22 protein-coding genes are annotated in these 25,635 nt (G+C 37.5%); 12 read left to right on the top strand and 10 right to left on the bottom strand.

Annotation, left to right across the window (positions count from 1 at the left end):
• Window positions 1-97: 97 nt before the first annotated feature.
• Window positions 98-787: a tRNA (guanosine(18)-2'-O)-methyltransferase TrmH gene (trmH, locus tag O5635_RS08635; protein WP_036901259.1), complete on the top strand. Its 690-nt coding sequence runs from the start codon at window positions 98-100 to the stop codon at window positions 785-787.
• Window positions 788-827: 40 nt separating this feature from the next.
• On the opposite strand, the gene O5635_RS08630 is transcribed toward trmH, so the two are convergent.
• From O5635_RS08630 to O5635_RS08620, 3 genes are all read right to left on the bottom strand, one after another.
• A complete protein-coding gene (locus O5635_RS08630) occupies window positions 828-1,643 on the bottom strand; it encodes an ABC transporter permease (RefSeq protein WP_036901260.1) in 816 nt (271 codons plus the stop codon).
• Window positions 1,644-1,964: 321 nt separating this feature from the next.
• Entirely contained in the window at window positions 1,965-3,773 is a 1,809-nt protein-coding gene (gene lepA / locus O5635_RS08625) for a translation elongation factor 4 (protein ID WP_036901261.1), read from the bottom strand.
• Window positions 3,774-3,862: 89 nt separating this feature from the next.
• Window positions 3,863-5,353, bottom strand: coding sequence for a malate:quinone oxidoreductase (locus O5635_RS08620; protein ID WP_036901262.1), 1,491 nt, complete (start codon window positions 5,351-5,353; stop codon window positions 3,863-3,865).
• A gap of 78 nt (window positions 5,354-5,431) precedes the next feature.
• Here O5635_RS08620 and O5635_RS08615 point away from each other — a divergent pair, with 78 nt between their 5' ends.
• From O5635_RS08615 to O5635_RS08600, 4 genes are all read left to right on the top strand, one after another.
• Window positions 5,432-5,677 (top strand): NifU family protein, encoded by a 246-nt coding sequence (locus O5635_RS08615; RefSeq protein ID WP_036901263.1) that lies wholly within the window; start codon window positions 5,432-5,434, stop codon window positions 5,675-5,677.
• 571 nt (window positions 5,678-6,248) lie between these two features.
• Entirely contained in the window at window positions 6,249-6,416 is a 168-nt protein-coding gene (locus tag O5635_RS08610) for a DUF4278 domain-containing protein (RefSeq protein WP_072013263.1), read from the top strand.
• A gap of 581 nt (window positions 6,417-6,997) precedes the next feature.
• The gene (locus O5635_RS08605; protein WP_036901264.1) at window positions 6,998-7,219 is read left to right on the top strand and encodes a hypothetical protein; all 222 of its coding nucleotides are present in this window, start codon (window positions 6,998-7,000) and stop codon (window positions 7,217-7,219) included.
• Window positions 7,220-7,367: 148 nt separating this feature from the next.
• On the top strand, window positions 7,368-8,543 hold the full coding sequence (locus O5635_RS08600; protein ID WP_036901968.1) for an aminotransferase class V-fold PLP-dependent enzyme: 1,176 nt from the start codon (window positions 7,368-7,370) through the stop codon (window positions 8,541-8,543).
• Here the strand turns inward: O5635_RS08600 and O5635_RS08595 are convergent.
• The 3 genes from O5635_RS08595 to yidD are packed head-to-tail and all read right to left on the bottom strand — an operon-like array spanning window position 8,526 to window position 10,677.
• Window positions 8,526-10,073, bottom strand: coding sequence for a UDP-N-acetylmuramoyl-L-alanyl-D-glutamate--2,6-diaminopimelate ligase (locus O5635_RS08595; RefSeq protein ID WP_036901265.1), 1,548 nt, complete (start codon window positions 10,071-10,073; stop codon window positions 8,526-8,528). The two genes, O5635_RS08600 and O5635_RS08595, sit on opposite strands and share 18 nt — an antisense overlap.
• Window positions 10,074-10,096: 23 nt before the next feature.
• Window positions 10,097-10,405, bottom strand: coding sequence for a glutaredoxin family protein (locus tag O5635_RS08590; protein ID WP_036901266.1), 309 nt, complete (start codon window positions 10,403-10,405; stop codon window positions 10,097-10,099).
• Window positions 10,406-10,410: 5 nt separating this feature from the next.
• Window positions 10,411-10,677, bottom strand: coding sequence for a membrane protein insertion efficiency factor YidD (gene yidD / locus O5635_RS08585; RefSeq protein WP_072013252.1), 267 nt, complete (start codon window positions 10,675-10,677; stop codon window positions 10,411-10,413).
• Between the two features lie 68 nt (window positions 10,678-10,745).
• Here yidD and rpsD point away from each other — a divergent pair, with 68 nt between their 5' ends.
• Window positions 10,746-11,354, top strand: coding sequence for a 30S ribosomal protein S4 (gene rpsD / locus O5635_RS08580; RefSeq protein ID WP_036901970.1), 609 nt, complete (start codon window positions 10,746-10,748; stop codon window positions 11,352-11,354).
• A 132-nt stretch (window positions 11,355-11,486) separates the two neighbouring features.
• Window positions 11,487-13,346, top strand: coding sequence for a hypothetical protein (locus tag O5635_RS08575; RefSeq protein ID WP_269607482.1), 1,860 nt, complete (start codon window positions 11,487-11,489; stop codon window positions 13,344-13,346).
• A gap of 106 nt (window positions 13,347-13,452) precedes the next feature.
• Here O5635_RS08575 and pseC read toward each other — a convergent pair whose 3' ends face one another.
• Together pseC and pseB are read right to left on the bottom strand one after the other, a co-directional pair.
• Window positions 13,453-14,625 carry a UDP-4-amino-4,6-dideoxy-N-acetyl-beta-L-altrosamine transaminase gene (pseC, locus tag O5635_RS08570; protein WP_036901268.1) on the bottom strand — a complete coding sequence of 391 codons (1,173 nt, stop codon included), beginning with the start codon at window positions 14,623-14,625 and terminating at the stop codon, window positions 13,453-13,455.
• A complete protein-coding gene (gene pseB / locus O5635_RS08565; protein WP_036901269.1) occupies window positions 14,625-15,626 on the bottom strand; it encodes a UDP-N-acetylglucosamine 4,6-dehydratase (inverting) in 1,002 nt (333 codons plus the stop codon). The genes pseC and pseB overlap by 1 nt, the downstream gene beginning before the upstream one ends.
• Window positions 15,627-16,145: 519 nt before the next feature.
• Here pseB and hisH point away from each other — a divergent pair.
• The 5 genes from hisH to cysK all read left to right on the top strand — a co-directional run bounded on the left by hisH (window position 16,146) and on the right by cysK (window position 22,821).
• Window positions 16,146-16,778, top strand: a complete 633-nt coding sequence (gene hisH, locus O5635_RS08560; protein ID WP_036901270.1) for an imidazole glycerol phosphate synthase subunit HisH — start codon at window positions 16,146-16,148, stop codon at window positions 16,776-16,778.
• Window positions 16,779-16,785: 7 nt separating this feature from the next.
• The gene (locus O5635_RS08555) at window positions 16,786-18,831 is read left to right on the top strand and encodes an N-acetyl sugar amidotransferase (RefSeq protein ID WP_072013253.1); all 2,046 of its coding nucleotides are present in this window, start codon (window positions 16,786-16,788) and stop codon (window positions 18,829-18,831) included.
• Window positions 18,832-19,119: 288 nt separating this feature from the next.
• Entirely contained in the window at window positions 19,120-20,289 is a 1,170-nt protein-coding gene (locus O5635_RS08550) for a trans-sulfuration enzyme family protein (RefSeq protein ID WP_036901271.1), read from the top strand.
• The gene (locus O5635_RS08545) at window positions 20,286-21,758 is read left to right on the top strand and encodes a PLP-dependent transferase (RefSeq protein ID WP_269607478.1); all 1,473 of its coding nucleotides are present in this window, start codon (window positions 20,286-20,288) and stop codon (window positions 21,756-21,758) included. Before O5635_RS08550 ends, O5635_RS08545 begins: the two co-directional genes overlap by 4 nt.
• Window positions 21,759-21,843: 85 nt before the next feature.
• Window positions 21,844-22,821, top strand: a complete 978-nt coding sequence (cysK, locus tag O5635_RS08540) for a cysteine synthase A (protein ID WP_036901273.1) — start codon at window positions 21,844-21,846, stop codon at window positions 22,819-22,821.
• A gap of 13 nt (window positions 22,822-22,834) precedes the next feature.
• Here cysK and queA read toward each other — a convergent pair whose 3' ends face one another.
• Entirely contained in the window at window positions 22,835-23,950 is a 1,116-nt protein-coding gene (queA, locus tag O5635_RS08535) for a tRNA preQ1(34) S-adenosylmethionine ribosyltransferase-isomerase QueA (RefSeq protein WP_036901274.1), read from the bottom strand.
• 37 nt (window positions 23,951-23,987) lie between these two features.
• Window positions 23,988-25,361: a dihydrolipoamide acetyltransferase family protein gene (locus tag O5635_RS08530; RefSeq protein WP_036901275.1), complete on the bottom strand. Its 1,374-nt coding sequence runs from the start codon at window positions 25,359-25,361 to the stop codon at window positions 23,988-23,990.
• Window positions 25,362-25,635: the final 274 nt, after the last annotated feature.

Raw genomic sequence — 25,635 nt, 5'->3', positions numbered from 1 at the left:
AATTTTTGAAGTTATACAATAATTCGCATATCTTTTGTATATTGCAATCCGCTTGAGATTTTTTATCTTCTCAATACTGATCTTTAATAATAACCCTATGCCTATCTTGCCTCGTCGATTCCAAAAACTAAAATCTGTTCTCAATTGTCGTATGAGTGATCTAACGATACTACTTGAAGAAGTTGAAAAGCCTCATAACCTCTCAGCAATTGTGCGTTCTTGTGATGCAGTTGGAGTACTAGAAGCACATATAGTTTCAAAGAAAAATAGAATACAAACTTTTAATAGCACCGCTCAAGGTAGCCAAAAATGGATTTCTCTAAAGGAGCATGAAAATATTGAGAGAGCTGTAGCCACTTTAAAAAAGAACGGTTACAAACTTTGCGGCACAAATCTAAGTGTTAATGCAATTGATTACAGGCATTGTGACTATACGGGTCCCACCGCTTTTGTATTAGGAGCCGAGAAATGGGGACTAAGTAAACCCGCGACAGAATTAATGGATGAAGCTATTTTCATACCAATGCAAGGGATGGTTCAATCTTTAAATGTGTCAGTTGCTGCAGGAGCATTGCTTTATGAAGCACTACGACAACGAGAATCATCCGGGAATGTCCCTAAGAATGGTGAAGGCATTCCTAAAGATAAATATGATCAAGTCTTATTCGAATGGTCCTATCCAGAAGTTGCAAGTTGGTGCAAGAAAGAAGGTAGGGAATACCCTCTACTTAACTCAACAGGTGAAATAATTGAAGATCTCCCAAGGAAAATTAAACTGAGATGCTGATAACAATCAGGAGCAATCATCATTAGGCTTGACTCCAAATTTAAATATCTCTAATACTTTTTATATTCATAAATTCCTCTAAAGCTTCCCCCACAAAAGATAGTCCTAACACCAATCCAAACATTGCTACACCTGGATATAAAGCTGTCCACCAAATACCAACTGGCACAGCATCTAACGCCATATTTAAGTCGCTCCCCCATTCTGGTATTGTTTCTGGCAATCCTAGGCCAAGGAAGCCAAGACTCCCTAACACTAAAACCGCATCGGCAGCATTTAATGTTAAAAGCACTGGAACAGAAGTAATAACATTCTTCAACAAATATTTTCTCATAATCCAAATAGGTCCAGCTCCCATTGCTCGGGCTGCTTCTATATAAAGTTCTGCTTTAACTTGTGCTGTTTGGTTCCTAACAACACGGAAATATTGAGGTATATATACTACGCATAGAGCAATTGCAGCATTAAAAAGTCCACGGCCTAATAGAAATGCAATGACTACAGATAGTAGCAATACAGGTACTGTATAAAGAGTCTCCATCACCAAGACAATCACTCTATCAAACCAACCGCCTAAGTAACCACTTAGGATGCCTAAAGGCACTCCGATCAATACAGCAAAAGTAACCGCCAAACAAACAACAGAAAGGGCGACTCTGCTTCCTATCAATGTTCGCACGCATACATCTCTACCTAATCGATCTGTCCCACACCAGTGTTCCAAAGACGGTGAGGAGTATATTGGATTGCCAAGTCCTGCATCCGGATCAGGTAAAAAGCCATAAGCCGTCAAGTAAGGTGTAATTAAAGCAGCTATAAAGTAAATAAGTAGAATTACAATTCCCCATACAGCCATTTTTCTTGGCAGTGTATTATTCCTAAGGAAACCCAAGTAATAAGAAAATCTCAAGGGAGAAGGTCAACTAGGAAAATAATAATAAGACTAGAAATTTAGAGCAATAAGCGCTTAAATATAAATACTAAAATTATTAAAAATGAAGCCCAAGAATGATGGCCTAACTGTTGGAGAACTATCCATTACAGTTGGCATACTACTTCTAATATTGCTAATATGGTCATCAACAGGTAAGAAGCAAAGCACTGACCAGAGTAATTTAATCATCGAAACCACTGAGATTATTTCTTATAAAAAGGAAATTTTATAAACATTTTTGTTTTATTGATTCAATTTTAATACTGCCATAAATGCTTCTTGAGGAACATCTACTTTCCCCATAGATTTCATTCGCTTTTTCCCTTTTGCCTGCTTCTTAAGCAGTTTTTTCTTGCGTGAGATATCCCCTCCATAACATTTTGCTAAAACATCCTTTCGCAAAGCACTGATGTTTTGGCTTGCAATGATTCTACTCCCAATAGAAGCTTGCAAAGGAATTTTAAATTGTTGTCTGGGAATAAGTTCCTTCAATTTTTCAACAAGTCCTCTACCTACTGAATAAGCTTTGTCCTTATGGACAATAGTTGTTAAAGGATCCGCTCTATCCGAATTGATCAATACATCTAGTCGAACTAAATCATTCTGTCGATAACCAATTAAATGGTATTCCATCGAAGCGTACCCTTTTGTTCGACTTTTCATTTGGTCAAAGAAGTCTGTAACGACTTCAGCAAGAGGCATCTCATAAATAAGCGTTACTCTGTCAGTAGTTATATATTTCATATCTACGAAATCGCCACGGCGATCTTGGCATAAACCCATCAAAGTACCGTTAAATTCATTAGGTGCATAAATCTCCATCCGAACATATGGTTCTTCTATAGAATCTCTGAGCTGTGGATCTGGGAGAGTTGCTGGATTATCAACCATTAGAATATCTCCATTCAACATATTTACTTGATAAATAACTGATGGAGCCGTGACTATTAGGTCTAAATCATATTCTCGCTCCAATCGCTCCTGAACTATTTCCATATGCAGTAAGCCAAGGAAACCACATCTAAAGCCAAAGCCCATAGCACTACTAGTTTCTGGCTCATACTTCAAAGCAGCGTCTGAAAGTTGCAATTTTTCCAGGGCTTCTCGTAAGTCTGGATACTGATCTGCATCAGTTGGGAATAGGCCACAGAAAACCATCGGTTTTGCTTCTGTATAGCCTGGTAAAGGATCTATAGCGGGCGAGCTAAGCAGAGTAATTGTGTCTCCAACCCGAGCATCTGAAACAGCTTTAATTGATGCGGCTAAATAACCAACTTCACCAGCATGTAATTCCTCTACTTTTCTTTGGTCTGGAGCCATTATTCCTATTTCATCAAGCTCGTAACTTTTTTGACTAGCCATTAAAAGAATTTTATCTCGCGTAGAAATCCGTCCAGTAATTACTCGAAAATAAACAATCACCCCTCTATATGGGTCGTAATAAGAATCAAAGATTAACGCTTTAGTTGGTTGATTAAGTTGATCTGCAGGAGGGGGAATACGCTCCACTACAGCTTGCAGAATTTCTTGAACACCTAAGCCCGTTTTCGCAGAGCATTCAATTGCATTAGAGACATCTAATCCAATAATCGATTCAATTTCTTCTTTAATCTTGACGGGGTCCGAGCCAGGTAAATCAATTTTATTAAGTACAGGAATAATCTCTAAATCATTCTCCAAAGCGAGGTAAACATTGGCCAAAGTCTGAGCTTCTACTCCTTGACTAGCGTCCACTACTAATAATGCACCCTCACAAGCTTGTAGTGAGCGACTAACCTCATAAGAAAAATCAACATGTCCAGGTGTGTCAATTAAGTTAAGTACATACTTTCTACTATCTTTAGCCGTGTAATTCATTCTTGCAGCTTGTAATTTAATTGTTATGCCTCTTTCCCTTTCAAGATCCATATTGTCTAAAAATTGTTCTTGCATATCTCTTGAAGCGACAGTATTAGTATCTTGCAAAAGCCTGTCTGCAAGGGTTGATTTCCCATGGTCTATATGAGCAATAATGCAAAAGTTTCTCAATTGAGAAACAGGGACGTCAGTCATGTGATTAAGGTTTCAACAATTGAAGGGAGATAAGTCAACTATGCAGGTCTAAACAAATACACCTTATCTCTGAAGGTAATTTTATTTAATCACTTACCCAGACCAAGCAAATGATTGTTGCGCTCTCGACTGTTAAGAAGGTTTTCTTCAGAACTAAGGCCTTCGCCAAGATTTGGAAGAAGCCTGCACAACCTTTCCTTCCATAGATCAGTAGCCATTTGTTCGCCCCAACAAGTATTTAAAACCTCCAGCATAATTGATACTGCTGTACTTGCTCCTGGAGAGGCGCCTAATAAAGCTGCCAAAGAGCCATCTGATGAAGTGACAACCTCAGTTCCCATTTTCAAGATCCCGCCATCAGAAGTTTTTTTAATGATTTGTACTCGTTGACCTGCAATAGATAAGTCCCAATCGTTCTGATTCGCTTCAGGAAAGAAGTTTCTCATTAATTCAATGCGGCTAGTATGGGTTTGCTGAAGTTGACCTATTAAGTATTGAATTAAATCAAGATTCTTCCAACCTGCCTGAAGCATTGGTCCAACGTTCCCAAGTTGAATAGAACGAAATAAATCTAAGTTTGATCCATTTTTTAAAAACTTTGTGTTGAATCCTGCAAATGGTCCAAAAAGCAGAGACCGCCTACCTCCTATCCAACGTGTATCTAAATGAGGGACTGACATAGGAGGTGCACCAATTTCTGCTTTGCCATAGACCTTGGCATTATGCTTTTCGGCTAATATGCTTTGATTGCAAATTAACCATTGCCCACTAACTGGGAACCCACCATAGAAAGTACTTTCTGGAATCTGAGATTTCTGGAGAAGAGTTAAAGCACCTCCTCCTGCACCTAAAAAAACAAAATTTGTTTCAACGCGACAATCACCTGCATCACTCTTTAAAAATATTTGCCATGGCTCTTGACCAACTCTCTTAATATCTTGAACCTCTGTAGAGAAACGAGTTTCAACAGTTCCTATGCCCTGAAGTAAGTCAAAATATGCTCGAGTTAATGCACCAAAATCAATATCTGTACCTCTATGAACACGAGTTGCAGCAACTGATTCATTAGGTTGTCTACTTCCCATAACTATTGGCATCCAATCTCTCAGTTCTTCCTTATCATTGCTCCATTCCATCCCCTGAAAAGCTTTGGTAGCACTGAGCTTTAAATACCTATTTTTCAGAAAATGAACATCATCTTTCTTCCAAACGAAACTAATATGAGGTAAAACATTAAGAAAGTTATTTTTCGAGATTTGTCCTCTCTCAGATAAAGAAGCCCAAAACTCTAAGCTTCTCTCAAAAGCAGCGTTAATGTTTAAAGCTTTTGCTATCTGGATATTGCCACCAGGTAAAACAGGAGTGTAGTTAAATTCGCAATTAGCAGCATGACCGGTGCCTGAGTTGTTGAAAGCAGAGCTACTTTCTAACGCTGGGGCATCTAATCTTTCTACTAATAAAATGCGAATGCCCGGCTCTAGCTCACTTAGCAAGACAGCCAGGGTTGAACTCATAATCCCAGCACCAATTAGCACCGCATCAAAACGATCTTCATCTCCAAGAGCCTCTGAAATAAACACCTTTGAATTTTGTCTTTATTATCCAGAATATGAGTTTATTAACTAAGCTCAAAGAAAATAAATCAATCTATCAAGATTATGGCTGAAGAGGCACTTGCACTTACCCAAGAAAATGTCGAAAAAGTTCTTGATGAATTAAGACCATTTTTAATGGCAGACGGGGGCAATGTAGAAATTGCTGAGATAGATGGCCCAATAGTTAAAGTTCGCCTTCAAGGCGCATGCGGAAGCTGCCCTAGTAGCACAATGACTTTAAAGATGGGCATAGAGCGAAAACTTCGGGAAATGATCCCAGAAGTCAGCGAAGTAATTCAAGTACTTTGAATAAGAATTATAGGTATTTTAGCCTAGCCTTTCCCTGCATCAATTTCCTTTCGTATTGCATTCTCATAATTAAGGCAGTCAACAGGTAGGCCTCTATTAATTGCAAAGAATAAAGGGCCTAGAATTAACAACATAAATAGCAACCCGTTATTTGCGAATGAATTCGACTGGGCATTATATACAGTTAAATAAATGAAAAGAATGTACAGATGAAAAACCAAAAATCTTTGCGGCTTTAGCGCCATTATTCGGATAGCAGTTCCGAGAAAATAGAAGAGTGGCTTCATCTTCCAATCAATCTGTTTAAAGGGCATGAACCAATGCGAAGTCAAGCTCGAATCTTGAAGAACGTGCTTTATCTTGCAAGTTTTACTTTAGACCCTCACGAGGAAATCTTAACCAAAACTGAAAATACAGTGTTTTGTATCCTCTCGAACTACAAAAGGCTAAGAAATTCGGCAAAAATAAATATTGTAGCGGATGCTACAAAACGTTCACCCTGATATTTTCAGGGCGCAAGTTCGAACCAGGCCATGGAACGGGGACCTGGTCATTGAATCGGACTCTGTACATGACAACTCTCACTTATCGCGGCAAAGCCTATGTTCAAAGTAAGGGGCCTTCTCGGAAGGAATTACTTGAGTTGACATATAGGCGCAACGTCTACACAACCCGAAAGCAAGAGGCTGCCCAAGAGCATTCTCTTCTTACTTATCGGGGTGTAAACTATCAAAACTAGATTAATTTTTAAAATCCTTAAAAGAGCAAGTCTTTATTATGGGCTTGCTTTTTTATTTACTAGGCACAAAGCAAAATCATTTTCACGCTTATATATAGCAGCTCTGCTGCCTACCTCTAATATTTTTAATCTGTAGAGGTAGGGGGAACATCTCTACAAATCGAAGAGCTTTGCTGAAGCAAAGAAAAGAAGAATTCCCAATTTATAAATAATCACAAATCAAGCTTCTAGAATAATAGCAAGAATATTAATTCTAAAAACATTTAACGACGAGTACTAATAGTTGTATTTAGTTGCATACTCTTAAAACAAGTAGAAAATCATATTCGTCTACAGAAACCATAAAAGCCTTAGCAATCATACGATCATCCTCACGCAGGGAAAAATCAACTTAATAAGTTTATTCCTTTAACGTCTACACAGGATTAATTAAAAGGTTCTTAACCCTAAGCCTGATGGATGTAATAAATTCATTTAGTTTTTGCAACAATACAAGCATCAACAAATCCAGATAGCTTTTCAAAGTGAATTTTTACGTTAAAAAGGTATGAAGTCCATTTGTCCTGTGGGAGTTAGTTCCTATGGTGGAACTCACATTACTAGCATTACTTAATTCAGTAGGAAGTGATTTTTGTGATTACAGGTCTGCAGGTAATGATACTTACAAGTCTTTGTTACTTTCCTATAGTGACGCAAATGCAGAATATGGAGTGAAAGAAGTGAAAAAAGTAATTGAAAATTCTGATAATTTAAACTTCTCAGCAGTAGCCATGGTAATGGTCAAGTGTCCTCAACATTTATAAGCATCTGAGCTCACATTATTTCTCTGCTTATCTTTACTAATTTAATCTATTATAAATTGAAAAACAAACCTTCATAGCCATCTAAAATAGATTTTTTAATAACAGTCAAAACCTTCTTTCATACGCAGTGGACAATTTAAGATTTTCAATGCCTGCCTTGGCAAATAAAAGTTACTTCAACTATGGAGGCCAAGGTCCCCTCCCTGAACCATCCCTAAATGCGATCATAAGTAGTTGGGAAAAAATTCAAGAGCTGGGTCCATTTACAAATCAAGTTTGGCCCTATGTAACTAAAGAAGTTGAATTGACACGAAATAAATTAGCCAACCTATGCGGAGTAAATAAACATCAAATCGCTTTAACAGAAAACGTCACTAGTGGGTGTATATTGCCTATTTGGGGCTTGCCATTATCTGCAGGAGAAAGAATTTTAATAAGTGATTGCGAGCACCCCGGAGTAGTATCAGCTTGCAAAGAACTTGCCCGTCGAAAGAATCTAGAGATAGATATACTTCCAGTTCAGACTTTAAGGCATGGGATTGATAATCAAGACAAGAATACAACTGAATTACTCAGGGCTCTAGACGTAGCTTTAAAAGAGGAGACGAGGCTTGTTGTCCTGTCCCATCTGCTATGGAATACAGGAGTAATAATGCCAATAGTGGAAGTTGCAGAGAAACTATCTTCACATGCATGCAGGCCATTCTTGTTAGTTGACGCAGCCCAAAGTTTTGGGCAAATACCGATCCAAGATGCTGCTTCTAAAGCAGATATATATGCATTTACTAGTCATAAATGGGCATGTGGTCCCGAAGGGCTAGGTGGAGTTGCAATTTCTCAGAGGGTTATAGAAAACGCACACCCAACTTTAGTTGGATGGAAAAGTTTAAAAAACGAAGGAAGTATTTATGATCATGAGGCAAACCCTTTTCATGCAGATGCACGGCGCTTTGAAATTGCCACCTCCTGTGTACCATTGTTAGCAGGATTAAGGTGCTCTTTAGAACTGCTTGAGAAAGAAGGGGATGTAATGGAAAGGTTAAAAAGAATCAATCAGATGAGCGCAAGGCTTTGGGAAAAACTAAGGGCTATAGATGGAATAGATCTAGTACTAGCGGGAAGGCCATCTACAGGCTTAGTTAGTTTTTCTACAGCAACAAAGTATTCGTCATATGAATTAGTTAAAAAACTAGGGGATAAAGGCCTTTGGATAAGAGTTCTTGAAGATCCAGAATGGCTACGTGCTTGCATTCATATCACGACTACAGCTGAAGAAATTGACAATTTAGCAGAGTCCCTGAAAACTTTAATTAATAGAATCTAAACGCCGACTTTCAAGGTTTTTTCTAAATATATTCTCTGAAATTTCTCGATCATTAAAGTAAATCTTTTGATCACCAAGAATCTGATAGTCCTCATGACCTTTGCCAGCAATCAATACTACATCATCCTTTTGCGCTATGGAAATAGCTCTGTCAATAGCTATAGCTCTATCTAATTCAACAAAAACTTCTCTTTCCCTAGGTATTCCCTCAAGAATATTGTCAATAATTCTTTGAGGGTGCTCCGTGCGAGGGTTGTCTGATGTCACTATCAGTACATCCGCTACTTGTGCCGCTATGCTACCCATCTTGGGCCTCTTACTTTTATCTCTATCACCACCACAGCCAAATAAACATATAAGCCTACCCAAGGTAAATGGTTTAAGTGCAAGCAAAGCATTTCTCAAGCCGTCAGGTGTATGCGCATAATCTATTAAAACAGTTGGAAAATCTAAATTATTAGAAGGATTTAAAATTTCAACTTTTTCCATCCTTCCAGGAACACCTGGAAACTTTTCACTTGCCACCAATAGTTCATCAATATTCAAGCCTTGTTGCACAAGGACTCCAATTGCTTGAAGTAGATTCATTAAATTAAACCCTCCTATCAAAGCAGATCTAAAAGAACCGCTCCCTAAGGGTGTAAATAAAACTCCTTCAACCCCATCAGAAGTCATTTTCAGATCCCTCATAAAGAGTTCAGGCTTCTCTGATTCGATAACCTTTGAGTCAATAGAGGATCTCCAACAGCAGTCACCTAAGCTTTTCGCAAGACGAGCACCCCATTCATCATCAATGTTAACTACAACCCTAGTTTCACTCAAAACCATTAAAGGTGATTTAAAGAGTCGAGACTTTGCCTCAAAGTATGTCTCCATTGTATCGTGGTAATCCAAATGATCCTGAGTCAAATTCGTAAATACAGCTCCCGAAAACTTTATTCCAGCGACACGATATTGAGAGAGCGCATGTGAACTTACTTCCATCGCTCCCAAAGAGGCCCCTTTAGAAGATGCACTAGCAAGTTTTGAGTGCAAAGAATCACCAAACAGAGTGGTATGTGTAGAAGTTTCACTATGCATCGGCCAACGGTTCACCAAAGTGCCGAACAAGGCTGTCTCTTCTCCAACTGCTTTACTGAGAAATTCAATTAAATGAGTTGTAGTCGTTTTGCCATTTGTTCCAGTCACACCAATTAGCCGCATTTTCAAAGAAGGATTACCCCAAAATTCTGCTGACAATTCTCCTAGGTATTTCGTAACTGGATCAGGAACCACTAAAACAAAGTTTTTCTTATCCTGAGGTATCTGATTAGTAGTTGAAGGCCCAACAATAGCCGCTACGGCACCGCCCGAGAAAGCTTGAGAGCAATAACATCCGCCATCTACATTCTCCCCAGGTATTCCAACAAACAAATCACCTTTATTGATATTCCGAGAATCAGAAGATATTCCGCTAATAAAAGGGTCTTCAAGGTTTGGAGGTATCTCTATCTTTACCGCTTGCAACAGTGAGTGAAAGCTCTTAATCATTTCAAAATAAGCAGAAGGTAGGACTAATTGATCCTTTTTATTTTCCCCTTAATATTCTTATTAAGCCAGTCTAAAAGAGCGTGCTGATTGAGACGTGGGGATACTCTTGGAAGTTCAAATGATTGTTCTAATTTTTTTGATTTCAAAAGCAAAACGGGAACTTCCATTGAGTAACGAGTTCTTTCGATATCAGTTATATCCTTACCATCAATGTCTTTAACGATTAATTGAATATCAGGAAGCAGATTTTGCAAAAAAATAGTTCTGAGCTTTGTCTCAAGCCCTTGGCACAAGCAGCACCCAATTCGACTATATAAGACTAATTTCAACATACGTGTTAATCAGGCACAGGGTCACAGCCACAAGGGGTGAAAGGATGGCACCGTGACAGCCTTTTCACCGTAAGCCATCCTCCTTTCCAGGGACCATGACGGGATATTGCTTCTAGTCCATACTCACTACATGTAGGAATGAACCGACAATTAGGTCCCAATATTGGCGAAAACCACTGTCGATAGAATCGAATTAAGGCCAATAGAAGAACGCCTAAAGCATTATTCAACTTATTTGGCTGGCGACGAGATAGAGTAGAAAGTTCGTGCATATAAGCCCTCAAGTTATTTAATCAGCTTGATGGATGAACTATCACGATTATCCCTTATTTTATTAATTATGTCTCGATATCGTGGACCTCGATTGAGGATCACGCGTCGCTTGGGAGATCTACCAGGTCTCACTAGGAAGGCCGCAAAGCGGTCAAATCCACCAGGTCAGCACGGCCAAGCCCGTCGCAAGCGCTCAGAATACGCGATCCGCTTAGAGGAGAAACAAAAACTAAGATTCAATTATGGAATCTCTGAAAGACAACTTGTCAGGTACGTGAAAAAAGCCAGAGCGCTAGAAGGCTCGACAGGTACCAACTTGCTAAAGCTTTTAGAAAACAGATTGGATAATGTTTGCTTCAGATTAGGTTTTGGTCCCACTATCCCAGGTGCTCGCCAACTAGTTAATCATGGGCATGTGACTGTTAATGGGCGAGTACTAGATATCGCAAGTTATCAGTGCAAACAAGGCGATGTGATTTCAATAAGAGAGAAAAAAGGCAGCAAAAAGCTCGCTGAAGCCAATCTTGAATTCCCAGGCTTAGCTAATGTGCCACCCCATCTAGAACTAGAAAAGTCAAAAATGAGCGCTAAAGTGGTTGGGAAAATTGAAAGAGAATGGGTGGCAATAGAAATAAATGAGCTGTTAGTTGTTGAGTACTATTCACGTAAGGTATAAGTCAATTCTTTCTGGGGGAGCATCATCTCAGAACAAGGTCTAAGAGTTAAAGCTTGCTCTATTTAGCAGGCTTTAACAGGGACTAAGTAAACATGGTAAGATTGAAATAGGTTATGAGATTACTTAATATCTATGATTATTATAGATAATTTAAGCAAGTTATCTTTCTATTTATTATTACCACTTTCAAAGTCTGGCATATGTATTTACTATCACAAGTCGAAGCTTAAATTAAATGAGAATGCAGGGCATCTCAAGCCTATAGTATTTAACCAAAAAGAGCTTAGCTGCATTAATTCATTGAGGAGTTATGACTATGGGGACCATAAGGTTCTTGAAAAATATGCAAAGAAGTATATAAACGAAAGAGTAATTAAATATTTCAAAAAGGAATTCAAACAGGTAAGTAATATTAATGAAAAATTGACACTTGGGTTTATCTCTTCTCTGGCCTTAAACAACATTGGCTCAATGTATATATTTGCAGAGCTAATTCTAAAAGGCAAGAAAAATGAAAAGTTATATATAGTACATACAAATCTATACCAGTATATGTGCAAGAGCAATGGGTCATATACAAATAGGAAAGTCATAAATATTTATTTGCCGTTAGATGATATGGCGAACATTAGCAAGTCTGCCTGGAAGTTGGTTGAGACAATCAGAGGAAAGATAATTAGGAAAAGAAAAATTAAAATAGCAACTAATAAACTTTCCAATGCACATAAAGCTAGGCCAAAATCAAAAACAGCACTAGTAGTTCACCAGTCGCTATCATTCACCAGCTTATATAAAAAATCTCACTATTTCTCAAATGAACCAAGTAGCCCCTTACATTTTGCGAATGTTGAATTATATTCTCTTCGCCATATTGAAGCAGTCCAACATAATGGGTTAAGAAGGGAAGTAATCACTCTAGAGAAAAAGATAAGCTTAAAAGATATATTATCTTTAATAAGTTGTCTGATATTTACTCTAACAAGAATAAGGTCCATTGAAGAGCTGTATGGAGTAATTTATATAAGCATTATGTTGTTTAAATATAAATCCTGGATAAATTGTTTTAAAGACTCTGATCTGTCAAATTTAATATATGATTATGACATATTATTTCCCAAGTCACTGTCTATTGCTTTAGAGACTCTAGGCATAAAGACGATTGCATTACAGGAAAGAGGGGCATCATCTTTTAGTTATTACTATGGTGTAATAGTAGATACTTATCTATATGGAGGTAGTATATACGCACAACATGGGGAAGAAAATAATGCTATCCAATCTAGAGATTCATATAATTTTGGGATGTGGAGAGTATCCCTTTTCTTCGATAATTCTCTAGTCTCCTTTAACAAGATATCATTCCTAAAAGAAACCAATCAATTGCCTTCAGACTTTGATTATAAAATTACCATTTTAGGCTTCTTCCTGATCAGTGATAATAATTTACCGTACACAAATTCTAGGGCCCTTGAAGATATGATAGGACTTATAAGAGAAGTATCTGAAAATTTTAGCAATGCAGCTATAATTTTAAGAATGAAGACTTTAAGTGAGGAAGATGCAGGTTATATATTAGAAAGATGCAAATTTATTAAGAACTTTTTTCTTTGTAATGACTACGAAAACACCTCTGCCAGTTATCGCTTATGCAAAGAGTCAGATTTAATAATTTCAGTTCAAACATCATTAGCTGAAGAAGCATTAGCTTATGGGAAAAAAGTTATATTTATCAACAACCTATATCCAATTTCTGACATGTGTAAAGATACTTATCCTGCAGACTTTCATTTTTGTATTGCCAATGATATGGATGAACTGAATACTCTTGCAAAAGATTGCTTAATAAATAAAGATGATATAAATAAAAAATATAATCTCTTAAAAGGCAAAGTTTCTGGAAATATAGATTTAAGTAAAGATAATAATATTGCAAAGTCACTAGAGAAGTTTTTAAAGCCTTATAGGCTTGATAGGGTTAAAAATTTAAGATAGTTTTCACTAGAAATGATTCTTTTCAAGAATATGTTTCATACAATATCTGCTTAAAGCCATGCCCTTTCGTCTCTTATATGCAAGTTATATATTAACAGAATCATTTCTATTTAAGCACTATATCTTTTATACTTTTAATTATATATTTCTGATCTTCGAGCTTAAGAGATGGAAATATTGGCAGACTAATTACTTCTTTAAAATGGGCTTCTGATTCTTTGCAATATCCCTCATTAAATCCTAAATTCTTGTAATAAGGGTGACGATATATAGGTATATAGTGCAAGTTTACATTTATTCCTTTTGCCTTAAGGCCATAAAACAAATCCTTTTGATTTACATTGCAATAATCTTTAGAAACTCTTATAGGGTAGAGATGATAACTTGAAAAATTTGATGTAGATTGATAAGGAAGTTTTATACTTAAGCCAGACAAATCTTTGTTATATAGTTCAGCTATTCTATGTCGTATATGAATAAAATCATCAATCCTCTTTAACTGACTAGAGCCAAGGGATGCTTGTATATCTGTTATCCTATAATTATATCCCAAAGAGACTTGTTCGTAATTCCATATTTCATCATTTCTTTTCATCCTAGAAAGATCGAAAGAACTATCAATCCTTTGGATACCATGACTCCTTTCCATCCGAATCTTGTTGGCAATTAACTTGTCATTAGTTAATGCGACACCACCTTCTCCAGTGGTGATTATTTTAACTGGGTGAAAACTAAATACTGTAACATCACTATACCTACAGCAGCCAATTTTTTTCCCATTATATTTACCGCCTATAGCATGGGATGCATCTTCTATAATATGAAATTTAAACTCTTTAGATAACTTATATATCTTATACATATCACAACTTTGGCCTGCAAAATGGACTGGCATAATAACTTTTGGAAGATTATTTTTTCTTTTGGCGTCAACAAGCTTCTTTTCTAACTTGGCAATCGAAATATTATATGTATCCTCATCAATATCTACAAAGTCTACCTTGGCACCACAATATAATGCAGCATTTGCACTCGCAACAAAGCTATTTGGACTGGTCCAAAGCCAATCTCCTTTCCCTAAACCTAATGCCTTGCAACCTAGGTGAAGGCAACTGGTTGCACTATTGGCCGCGATTGCATATTTAGAACCAACATATTGTCTAACATCATTTTCAAATTTATTGACACTAGGGCCTTGTGTTAAATAATCAGATTTTAATACATTAATAACTTCATTAATATCATCATCAGATATATTTTGTCTTCCGTAAGGTATCATCAAAATTTAATGATGTTTCCCTTATTTTTTTCAATCCAGGATAAAAGTTTGTCTTGATCCATCCATTCTTTATTAGTATCACTTGAATAAACAAAGCCATCTTCAACTTTTTTACCTGATTGAATCCTATCAGAATCATTACCCCAATCATTTATTTGGGGCAATATTTTAAAGTAATCAGAATATTCATAAGTATATGGATTATCTTCAATTCCTATCATTTGCTCATGCAACTTTTCGCCTGGTCGTATCCCAGTAATTTTTTGTTTAGCATCTGGAGCTATGGCCTTTGCTATATCAATAATTTTCATAGAAGGTATTTTCCTTACATATATTTCCCCGCCAACCATATCTTCAAATGCTTTCCATACCAACTCAACTCCTTGTTCGAGAGAAATCATGAATCTAGTCATTCTAGTATCAGTAATTGGAATAAAACCCTTACTTCTTATCGACATAAAAAAAGGAATAATGGATCCTCTGGAGCCCATAACATTTCCATACCTAACAACAGCAAACCTTGTTTGATGTCCACTAGCGTAAGATGAATTACTTGCTACAAATAGTTTATCGGAGGCCAATTTTGTTGCTCCGTATAAATTAATAGGACTACTTGCTTTATCTGTAGATAACGCAACAACTTGCTTAACTCCTTGGTCAATTGATGCGTCTATTATATTCATGGCACCATTAATATTTGTTTTGATACATTCAAAAGGATTATATTCTGCAGTTGGGACTATTTTAGTCGCGGCTGCATGAACTACATAGTCAACTCCGTCCAAAGCTCTATGAACCCTGTCTTTATCTCTAACATCTCCTATAAAAAACCTTATACGCTTATCCCCTTCAAACTTTTTAGCCATTTCCCATTGCTTCATCTCATCTCGCGAAAAAACGATTAGTTTCCTAGGGTTATATTTTTTCAAAGTCATAGGTATGAATGTATTCCCAAACGACCCTGTGGCCCCTGTAACTAATATGATTGAATCTGAGAACATTTAATTATTAAAAGATGAAATTGCTACATATGCCTCTCAAGGCATGAAACATACTTATAAATACTTAGAGCATTCATAAGACTCATGGTATAAGTTTATTATAGTTGCTCAATTATAATTTCGTCTAGCAAGGTTCAATGAAAAAATGAATTATCACTTTGGTGATTTGATATTTCTTAATACTGGCAAGCAATGCCAAGTTTGAAAAAATGCTTTTAATTCGATGGAATAAGTGGTTAGTTAAGGGAATAAAAAACTACCAGCATGAGCTGGGATGATAAATTAGCCACAAATCTCTGGTCGGCAAAGCTTAAAGAAAAAAGAGCACTTGATGGTTTAAGATATAATTATTGCCGATGGCGTTTGCTAAATCAAAGCAAATGCACCTTTAATGAGTAAAGATTAGGGCGTTTACTCTAGGAAGGTATGTTATAATGGAAGAATGATTATCTTGTAAAATTGGAAAGATTAAAATTCTTATATCAAATAAATAGTCTTAAATAGCAAGGGATAGAAAGTATGTCTCGTAAAAAAATAGTTATAATGCACACAGGGATAGGCAATATTGGATCGATAAAAAATGCACTTGAATTCATAAATTATGATTGTGATGTAATTAATAGTTATGAAAAAGTAATTTTTAAAAATTATAGTGGTTTCATTTTACCTGGCGTAGGCGCTTTTAAATCTGGCATGGAAAGTATTAAAAACAAGGGGCTTGATAGACTAGTATTTGAAATGATTGATAATTGTGTTCCAGGGATTGGCGTATGTTTAGGCATGCAAGTAATGGCAGAATGGAGTATTGAAGGTGGTGAAAAAACCAAAGGCTTAGGTATATTTAAAGGTGGAATAGTTAACTTGAGAAAATCAGATGACACCGTTCCACATATAGGCTGGACATATACAAAGGGTCAATTAGATTATCAACCATGGCATAACAATTTAAATGGTGAGTTCTACTATATTCATTCATATGCTTTGTCATCACAAAACAATGAAGAAGTAGCTGCTTCATTCAAGCACGGTAATAAGGACTATGTAGCTGCAGTTTATAAAAGTAGAATTCTTGGAGTACAATTTCATCCAGAGAAATCTCAACATTTTGGCTTAAAACTGATAGATAGCTTCTTTTCTTATTTCACCAATTGAACATATTTTGACTTATAAACGCCTTATCCCAATACTCCTAATTAAAGATGGTTTACTCGTAAGAAGTCAACTGTTTCAATATCACCAGGCCATAGGAGACCCAATTCCTACAGTAAAGAGATTGTCGGATTGGAATGCAGATGAAATAGTGATTTTGAATATAGGCCTGTCCAGTGTGCTCGATTCCCGCAGAGAAGACAAATGGCACAACATAGGCAAATCAGATTTTACTGGCTTAGTAAGGCTAACTTCTACATTTTGTTTTGCCCCCCTTTCTGTAGGCGGTGGAATAAGAAAAATCGAAGATTTTAACGATCTTTTTGAAGCCGGTGCGGATAAATGCATAGTTAACACTGCTCTTTTTGAAAACCCGGAAGTAATTAAAGAAGCAGTTAGTAAATTTGGCTCCCAAGCAGTTGTTGCTTCTATAGATATAGGGACAGATAATTCAAATAATACAAGTATCTTTTATAAAAATGGAACTCAAAATACTGGTCTTAATATAGATCAGGGTATTGAATATGTCTCTAAATTAGGGGTTGGAGAAATTCTTATAAGCTCTATTGATAGAGATGGTTCAGGCAATGGCTATGACCCACGAATAATTTCTCAAATTCCTCAAGGGTTATCTGTTCCTTTAATCATTAATAGCGGCCCTGGGAGATATGAGCATTTTTCAAAGGCACTAGAAACTAATAAATTCAAAGGATTAGCAGCATCTAATATATTCTATTTCACGGAACTCTCATATCCCAATATTAAAAGAAATTTAATTAGGGATGATCATAAATTACGGAATGTGAATCTTGATTGTTCATTCATTAAAAGAGAACCTAATTATGAGCATGCAACCCGTATAAAATTACTTAAAAAAGCTAACCATGGTTCTTTTGTTGATCATAAAAAGTATGACGGCCAATTAAGATTAGATGTGAAGTACTGCTCACGGTGTCTCTATCCAAGCCTCAGTGCAACTCCAATGCAATTCGACAACAAAGGTTTATGCATGGGTTGCAGGGTTTCAGATGCTAAAAGGAGTCTTACAAAGCAAGATTATGCTACTAGAAAGCTACAACTTTTAGATATAGTTAAAAATTGTAAGACCGATAGTGAATACGACTGCATTGTATCTGTTAGTGGGGGTAAAGATTCTTACTATCAAACCTATTATGTAATAAAAGAATTAGGGTTAAAGCCACTTTTAGTTACTTATAATGGCAATAATTATTCTAAAGTTGGTTGGAGAAATCTACTTAGGATGAGAGAATGTTTTAATTGTGATCATCTTATATTCAGTCCATCAATATCCATTTTGAAAAAATTAAATAAGTTAGCCTTTGTTGTCATGGGAGATATGAACTGGCACGGACATATGGGAATATTTACCACGGCACCACGAATTGCAATACAACAAAAAATACCACTCATTTTTTGGGGAGAACATGGGTATGCTGATTTATGCGGTCAGTTTTCAATGCAAGACTTTCCAGAGATGAACTATAGAGAAAGAACGGAACATGCAGGAAGAGGCTTTGATTGGAATTTTTTTGTTGGATTAGATGGTATAAGCATTCAGGATATGAATCCCTGGAAATATCCATCTGATAAAGAAATTTTCGATATAAATCTGAGACAAATATACCTAGGTCACTATATTGAATGGGATTCAAATAAACATCTTGAATTAATGATAAAAGAGTTTGGTTTTGAAGTTTCAGATGAGCCTTTCGAAAGAACTTATAGAACCGGTTCAAACTTAGATGATATTCACGAAAATGGAGTTCATGACTATTTAAAATATATAAAATTTGGCTATGGAAGGTGTACTGATCATGTATCTAAGGATATAAGATCATCTGTAATGACAAGAAAAGAGGGTATTAAACTTGTAAATCAAATGGATCCAATAAAGCCTAAAGATATTAAAAGATGGCTAGAGTATGTATCAATGAAAGAAACTGATTTTGATCGCATAGCAGATCATTTTAGAGACCCTAGAGTGTGGGAATGGTCTCAAGAAGAAGGCTGGAAAAAAACCATGCTTAACAATTAAATCTGGCTGCAAGCTCTAGGTTAACTATTTCTCTTTGTAATACAAGACTTTCAGATGTATAACATAAAAAAGAAGCATTTTATCGTCTAAAGCAAGGATTGAATTCTAGTTAATCTTGTGTAAGCCTCAATTGTATTTTGCGGTAAGCCTATAGGCACGTAAGATTCAAAATATCCTGATTAAACTCTGTTTTAAATGACGAAAAGTCTTTAGATAAACAAAAGTATTCTCCAGAGAAAAATATTTCATAGAATTATCTAAGCTGAAGAAATTCGGGGACTGTTTAAAGTGGCATCAACTAATCAAAACAAAAATAATACTGCCGGCATAAGCACTCAATTGATTCATCATGGCGAAACCTTCGCTGAAAAGACTGGTACGGTTATGCCTCCGATATTTCAAAGCTCTACATTTGAGCATGGCAACCCGGGAGGGTTCGACTACACCCGATCAGGCAACCCTAATTTTAGAGTCTTGGAGTCTATCTTGGCTTCACTAGAGAATTGTAGATATTCGACAGTTTTCGCTTCTGGAGTTAGTGCTGTTACAGCTGTGGCTGCCTCACTTAAGACAGGAGACCTTGTCCTGTGTGAAGAGAACTTATACGGATGTACAGTACGTTTATTTGAACAAGTTTTTAATAAATTTGGCATAAGAACACAATGGATTGACTTTACCAAAGATGCCTCAATTAATTCAATCACTGAGCATAACCCAGACATGATTTGGATTGAGAGTCCGACCAATCCTCTTTTGAAAATAATTGATATTGAAAAGGTCTGTGGCATTGCTAAAAAGCACAACGTACCAGTAGTCGTAGATAACACATTCGCTACAGGACTAATTCAGAAACCATTGGATTTAGGTGCCACCATGTCCTTGACAAGTACAACTAAATACATCAATGGTCATTCAGATGCTTTAGGAGGCGTGGTTTGTACCAATGATCCTTCTTGGTCTGAAAAAATGAGGTTTTCTCAGAAAGCTTTAGGTCTTCAATCTTCTCCTTTTGATTGTTGGCTCATCACTCGAGGTGTAAAAACACTACCTTTAAGACTTGAAAAACAAGTGCAGAATGCATTCTCTTTAGCAACTGAATTGGCAGAAAATCCCGTAGTAGAAGAAATTATATATCCTTTTCACCCAAGCCATCCTCAATATGATTTAGCAAAAAAACAAATGCGTTTCGGAGGAGCAATTGTTACTGCCAAGCTTAAAACCAATCAATCAGAAACATACTCATTTTGTAAAAGTCTTAGCTATTTCACCATGGCTGAAAGCCTTGGTGGAGTGGAGAGTCTTGTCTGTCATCCGGCGACCATGACTCATGCATCCGTATCTAACAAAGCAAAGGATTTCCTAGGTATCACTGAATCTCTTGTAAGGTTTTCAGTTGGCTGTGAAGACTTTATCGATCTTAGTAACGATCTAAAGCATGGCTTAAATCAATTGAAGTGACTGAAAGAAATTTGCTACTAGACCCCTACTGGGAGGCCAGAGATACTGGAAAAGCAATTCCTCAGAGCCCCCATGCTGTCTCTGTAGCCTTGCCGCTCTGGAGGGATGTTATTGCGTATGAGGAAAACGATCCAGCATGCATGGCAACTCTACAATCTATTTATCCACGATTTGGGTTAAATCCTATAGTGGCTCAAATAGCTAATAGAGCTTTAAGCAAATCAGAGCAATCGCAAAATACTTGTTGGCCTTACCCGAATCTTCCTACTGCGAAAAAGGCTAGACAATATTGCAAAAGTGTCACCCCCAATGCGCATATAACAATAAAAGAAGAATCTGGTCTCTTTTGCTTAATTGTTGATGAACACACAACTCCCACTGCTAAAGCGTTTTGGCAGCACACTGGCCTAGGGGCCTCATCAAGGCAGGCTGCGATAGCACTTAACCAAGAGAAGTCTCCTTTAGCTTCTGATGGAGAGAGGGCTAGAGAGTTAATACGAAATCGATTAGCACATATATATGGTTGCGAATCGAGCTTAATCCATATTCATCCTTCAGGGATGGCAGCACTCACAACAGCACTTGAAGCATTAAATAGACTGAGTTTCAACAAAGCATCATTTCAAGTTGGCTTCCCTTATGTTGACGTCTTAAAACTTCCTGAAAAAATATTTAACGGTAGTGAACTGAGCCTCACAAAAGACCCTTGTAAGCTAGAGATAGAACTTGACCAAAAAAGGCCCTCGGCATTAATAGTTGAGCTTCCAAGCAACCCAATGCTGCAATGTGTTGACTTGCCTTTAATATCAAAACTTGCTCATCAGAGGGGTATACCAGTCATTGCTGATGACACTATTGGATCTCCTGTAAATATTGATGCATTACCTTATGCAGATTTAATATTTAGTTCATTAACAAAAAGTTTTGCTGGACGAGGTGACATTCTTGCTGGGTCTCTGGTCATTAGCCCTCATTCGAAATGGAAACAGCTATTCCAAGAAACAATTCCTAATTCTTTACTAGCAGAACTATCTGATTCAGACTCAATTGCTCTTGAAAAGGCTAGTAAGGATGTACATCTTCGCATAAACGAATTAAACAATTCTTGCTTGGTTTTAAAAAGAAATCTTGAAGACCACCCTGATGTCAAAAGAGTTTTCCATCCAGAACATTGTTCAAACTTCAAGTCTCTTATGCGGCCTAAAGCTGGTTTTGGATGTCTACTTTCACTTGAGTTATTCGGAGGTTTAGCAAAAACAAAAAGATTTTATAATTCTTTAAAAGTTTGCAAAGGTCCAAGCTTAGGAACAAATTTCACCTTGGCATGTCCATACGTTCTATTAGCTCATTACCAAGAATTAAAATGGGCAGAAGAATGCGGGGTACCCTCAAACCTTCTGCGAATTTCAGTCGGACTTGAAAAACCAAGTGAACTTTGGGAACGCTTTAAAACAGCCTTGAATACCTAAAAAGCATCTAAGCGTTATTAGTTGAAGTCAGTTACGTGCAATATGGCTAGATTTTGGCTAATTATATAAAAAGTAAATTTTTAAAATGGCTCGTATTTACGAAGATAACAGTGCTGCAATCGGCAACACCCCCTTAGTAAGGCTTAACTCTGTTACCAAAAATGCTAAGGCGAATGTACTAGCAAAAATTGAAGGACGCAATCCTGCCTACAGCGTCAAATGCAGAATTGGAGCAAACATGATTTGGGATGCTGAGCAAAAAGGCTTGTTAACGAAAAATCAAACAATCATTGAACCAACTTCAGGCAATACAGGTATCGCACTTGCATTTACTGCTGCAGCAAGAGGATACAAGATAGTTTTGACAATGCCTGAATCTATGTCTTTAGAAAGACGTAGAGTCATGTCAGTTCTTGGAGCAGAGTTAATTCTCACTGAAGCAGCCAAAGGAATGCCAGGTGCAATTGCAAAAGCTAAAGAGATAGCAGAAAGTGATTCAAAAAAATATTTCATGCCAGGACAATTCGACAATCCTGCAAACCCAGAAATCCATTTCAAGACAACGGGGCCAGAAATTTGGAACGACTGTGATGGAAATATTGATGTGCTTGTCGCAGGCGTAGGGACAGGAGGAACAATTACAGGCATTTCAAAGTTTTTAAAAGAAGAGAAAGGCAAGTCAATTCTTTCAGTCGCAGTAGAGCCTTCACATAGTCCTGTAATCACCCAAACTCTTAATGGAGAAGAAGTAAAGCCTGGTCCTCATAAAATCCAAGGTATTGGAGCTGGTTTTATCCCCAAGAACCTAGATCTTTCTGTAGTCGATCGTGTAGAGCAAGTAACGAATGAAGAATCCATTGACATGGCTCTCCGTCTCTCCAAAGAAGAAGGTCTGCTCGTTGGGATATCTTGTGGAGCTGCCGCTACAGCCGCTATTAGACTGGCAGAACAAGAAGAATTTGCAGGGAAAACTATTGTTGTAATCCTTCCAGATTTAGCCGAAAGATACCTTTCTTCCGTAATGTTTAGTGACGTGCCAAGTGGAATTCTTGAACAACCCTAACCCAATTAATATTTCAACTGCGAGCTTCAGGTAATACAGCTTCTGGTGTAATCAACATTGCATCTCCATAGGAAAAGAAACGATACCTACGATCTATTGCTTCTTTATAAACTGCTAGCAAGCGCTCTCTCCCAATGAGAGCACTGACTAATAGTAATAAAGAACTTTTAGGTAAATGAAAATTTGTCAACAGTCCATCTATTGCGCCAAATTGATGGCCAGGCTTTATCACTAAATCTACTGATCCCTTAAAAGGTATTAAAGATCCGTCCCCTAATGCGAACGAAGCTTCTAGTGACCTCACGGTTGTTGTTCCCACAGCAATAACACGACCACCACGAGCTTGGCAATCTGCAATAGCATCAATTACTTCTTGCTTGACTTCGACCCATTCTTTATGGAGTTCAAGGTCTATAAGGTCCTCCTTCTCTAAAGGTCTAAAAGTACCAAGACCAACATGTAAAGTTACGCTTACTTGTCTAATCCCACGAAGTTGAAAGGCATTTAAAAGTTCATCACTTAAATGCAAACCCGCTGTTGGAGCAGCAACAGCTCCCGGTCGAGAGGCATACCGAGTTTGATAGCGACTTTCATCCGTGGAGTCATGTCTTTGAATATATGGAGGGAGTGGAACCTCTCCATATCTTTCGAGGAAATTCTCGATAGTTTCTCTTTCACTAAAACATTTAGGGAATTGAACTACTCTTCCACCAGTAAGATTATCTTTACGAATAACTTGTAGACGCACAGGCTCCTGCTCTAAAGACTCCAACCACAAATAATCACCAGGCTTCATCTTCTTGGCTGGCTTGCCCAAACAAAGCCATAGGCCCTCACCTTGTGGCTCAAGTAATAACAGCTCCGCTAAGGAACCACTTGCTAAACGTACTCGAACTCGTGCTTTCAAAACACGAGTATCATTCATGACAATCAAATCACCTGCATGCAACTCATCAACCAAATCCCATACCTTTAAATGTTTTATGCCTAATGAGTTTTTCTGAAGCTCTTTAGAAATAAGCATTAATCGAGCCTCATGACGGGGGTCTAATGGCTCTTGGGCTATAAGCCTCTGATCCAACTTATAGTCATAAGAACTTAGTAATAAATCTCTTTTCAAAATTGACAATCTATGCGGATATTTTTAATTGAATTAACAAAACTCTTTATGAGGAAATATCCTCAGGATGATTTTCAATCAAGTTGGCCAGATCTCTTAAAAAAGCCGCACCATCTGCTCCATAAATCACTCTATGGTCCGCAGTAAGATTCACTTGCATTTGTTTCTTGACCGAAATCGAACCATCCTTGCCTGCTACGACTGTGGGCAAGGATGCAGCGACAGCCAAAATCGCTCCTGTACCTGGCGGGAGTATTGCATCAAATCGATCAACTCCAAACATGCCCAAGTTTGAAAGAGTAAAAGTTCCACTGTTGTATTCATTTGGCTGAAGTTGTTTTGATCTAGATCGCTTAACTAAATCTGCCCATTGACGTGACAATTCAAATAAATCCGTATGATCAGCATCCTGCAGGACAGGTGTTATAAGACCACCTTCCTCCATTGCAACTGCTACAGCAACATTAATTTGGGACGGGTAAGACATGCCCTCATTTGTAAAAGTCACATTTAACTGAGGATGTCGAGAAAGGGTTTGACCAACTGCCTTAGCCAGCAAGGCAGTCATGGTTACCCCCTTTGGCTTAACTTGCTTATAAAAAGAATCAAGTTTATCTGTATTAATTGCATAGCCCACCCTGAAACAAGGAACAGACAAACTTGCTTCCATATTTCTATTAACTGCTTGCTGCAGAGTATTAAAAGCAATTGTTTCGCCCTGACCACCAAAGCTATTCCCCTTTGGTACCTCAACCTTATTAGAGTCATTAGTCAATGGAATGGCACTGTTCGCAGAGTCTTTTTTCTCATGCTGCACAGCTGCAGGAGCATTGCTTTCTGCAATCCATGGAACTGTTATTGGCTGACCCTGCGCTCTTTGAACATCCTCTAATTGAATTCTCCCATGCGGACCAGAGCCAGGGACTGTTGCTAAATCCACCCCAGTTTGAGAAGCAAACTTTCTAGCCTTTGGAGTCGCAACGATTCTCCCATCATTAACAATAATTGGTGCTGGTGTATTGATCGGTTGTCTTTGTGGCGGTGGTGGTGGTGAGACCTTGGAAGATGATTCTTCAGAGTTATTATTTTCTTTGGAAGACTGCGTCCCTTCCTGCTTAGGTAGTTTTGCGGCAGGTTGATTGGTTGGATTTTTTGCTTGAACATCAGCTATTTCACCTTCTGTTTCAACAATCAAACCGATAGTTTCCCCAACTGGCGCAGTCCCGCCATCTGGCATCAAAACAGCGGCAAGGAATCCATCTTGAAAAGATTCAACATCCATATCAGCCTTGTCTGACTCAACAACCAGGACGGCCTCCCCTCTCCCGACCTTGTCGCCTGGTTTCTTAAGCCATTCAACTATTTTCCCCTCAGTCATCGTTGAACTAAGAGCAGGCATAAAGATGTCGTGTGTTGCCAAAACGTTTCTCCAAGGAATGGTTGTTTAGGGATCTTCAGCGTCCTATTCAACAGAACTCCAGAACTGTGGAATGCTGCTGCCGGTTAATTCGTATTTTAGATCTCCATCCAACTACAGGCACAAAGATGCCAACTTTTATTTTAAAGGTTTCGGTATAGGCTTTGCTAAAAATTCCCAAACAACTCAACTGAACTCAACAGAAGATGTCATGAACATCAATGATAGAAAGCACTATTAAGAATAAAAATATGAATCCAGAATAATGTGAAATACT

The organism is Prochlorococcus marinus str. MIT 0919, from assembly GCF_027359375.1.
Lineage (GTDB): Bacteria > Cyanobacteriota > Cyanobacteriia > PCC-6307 > Cyanobiaceae > Prochlorococcus_D.
The sequence above is the reverse complement of the archived record's forward strand: the minus strand, read 5'-3'. Positions and strand labels throughout refer to the sequence as shown.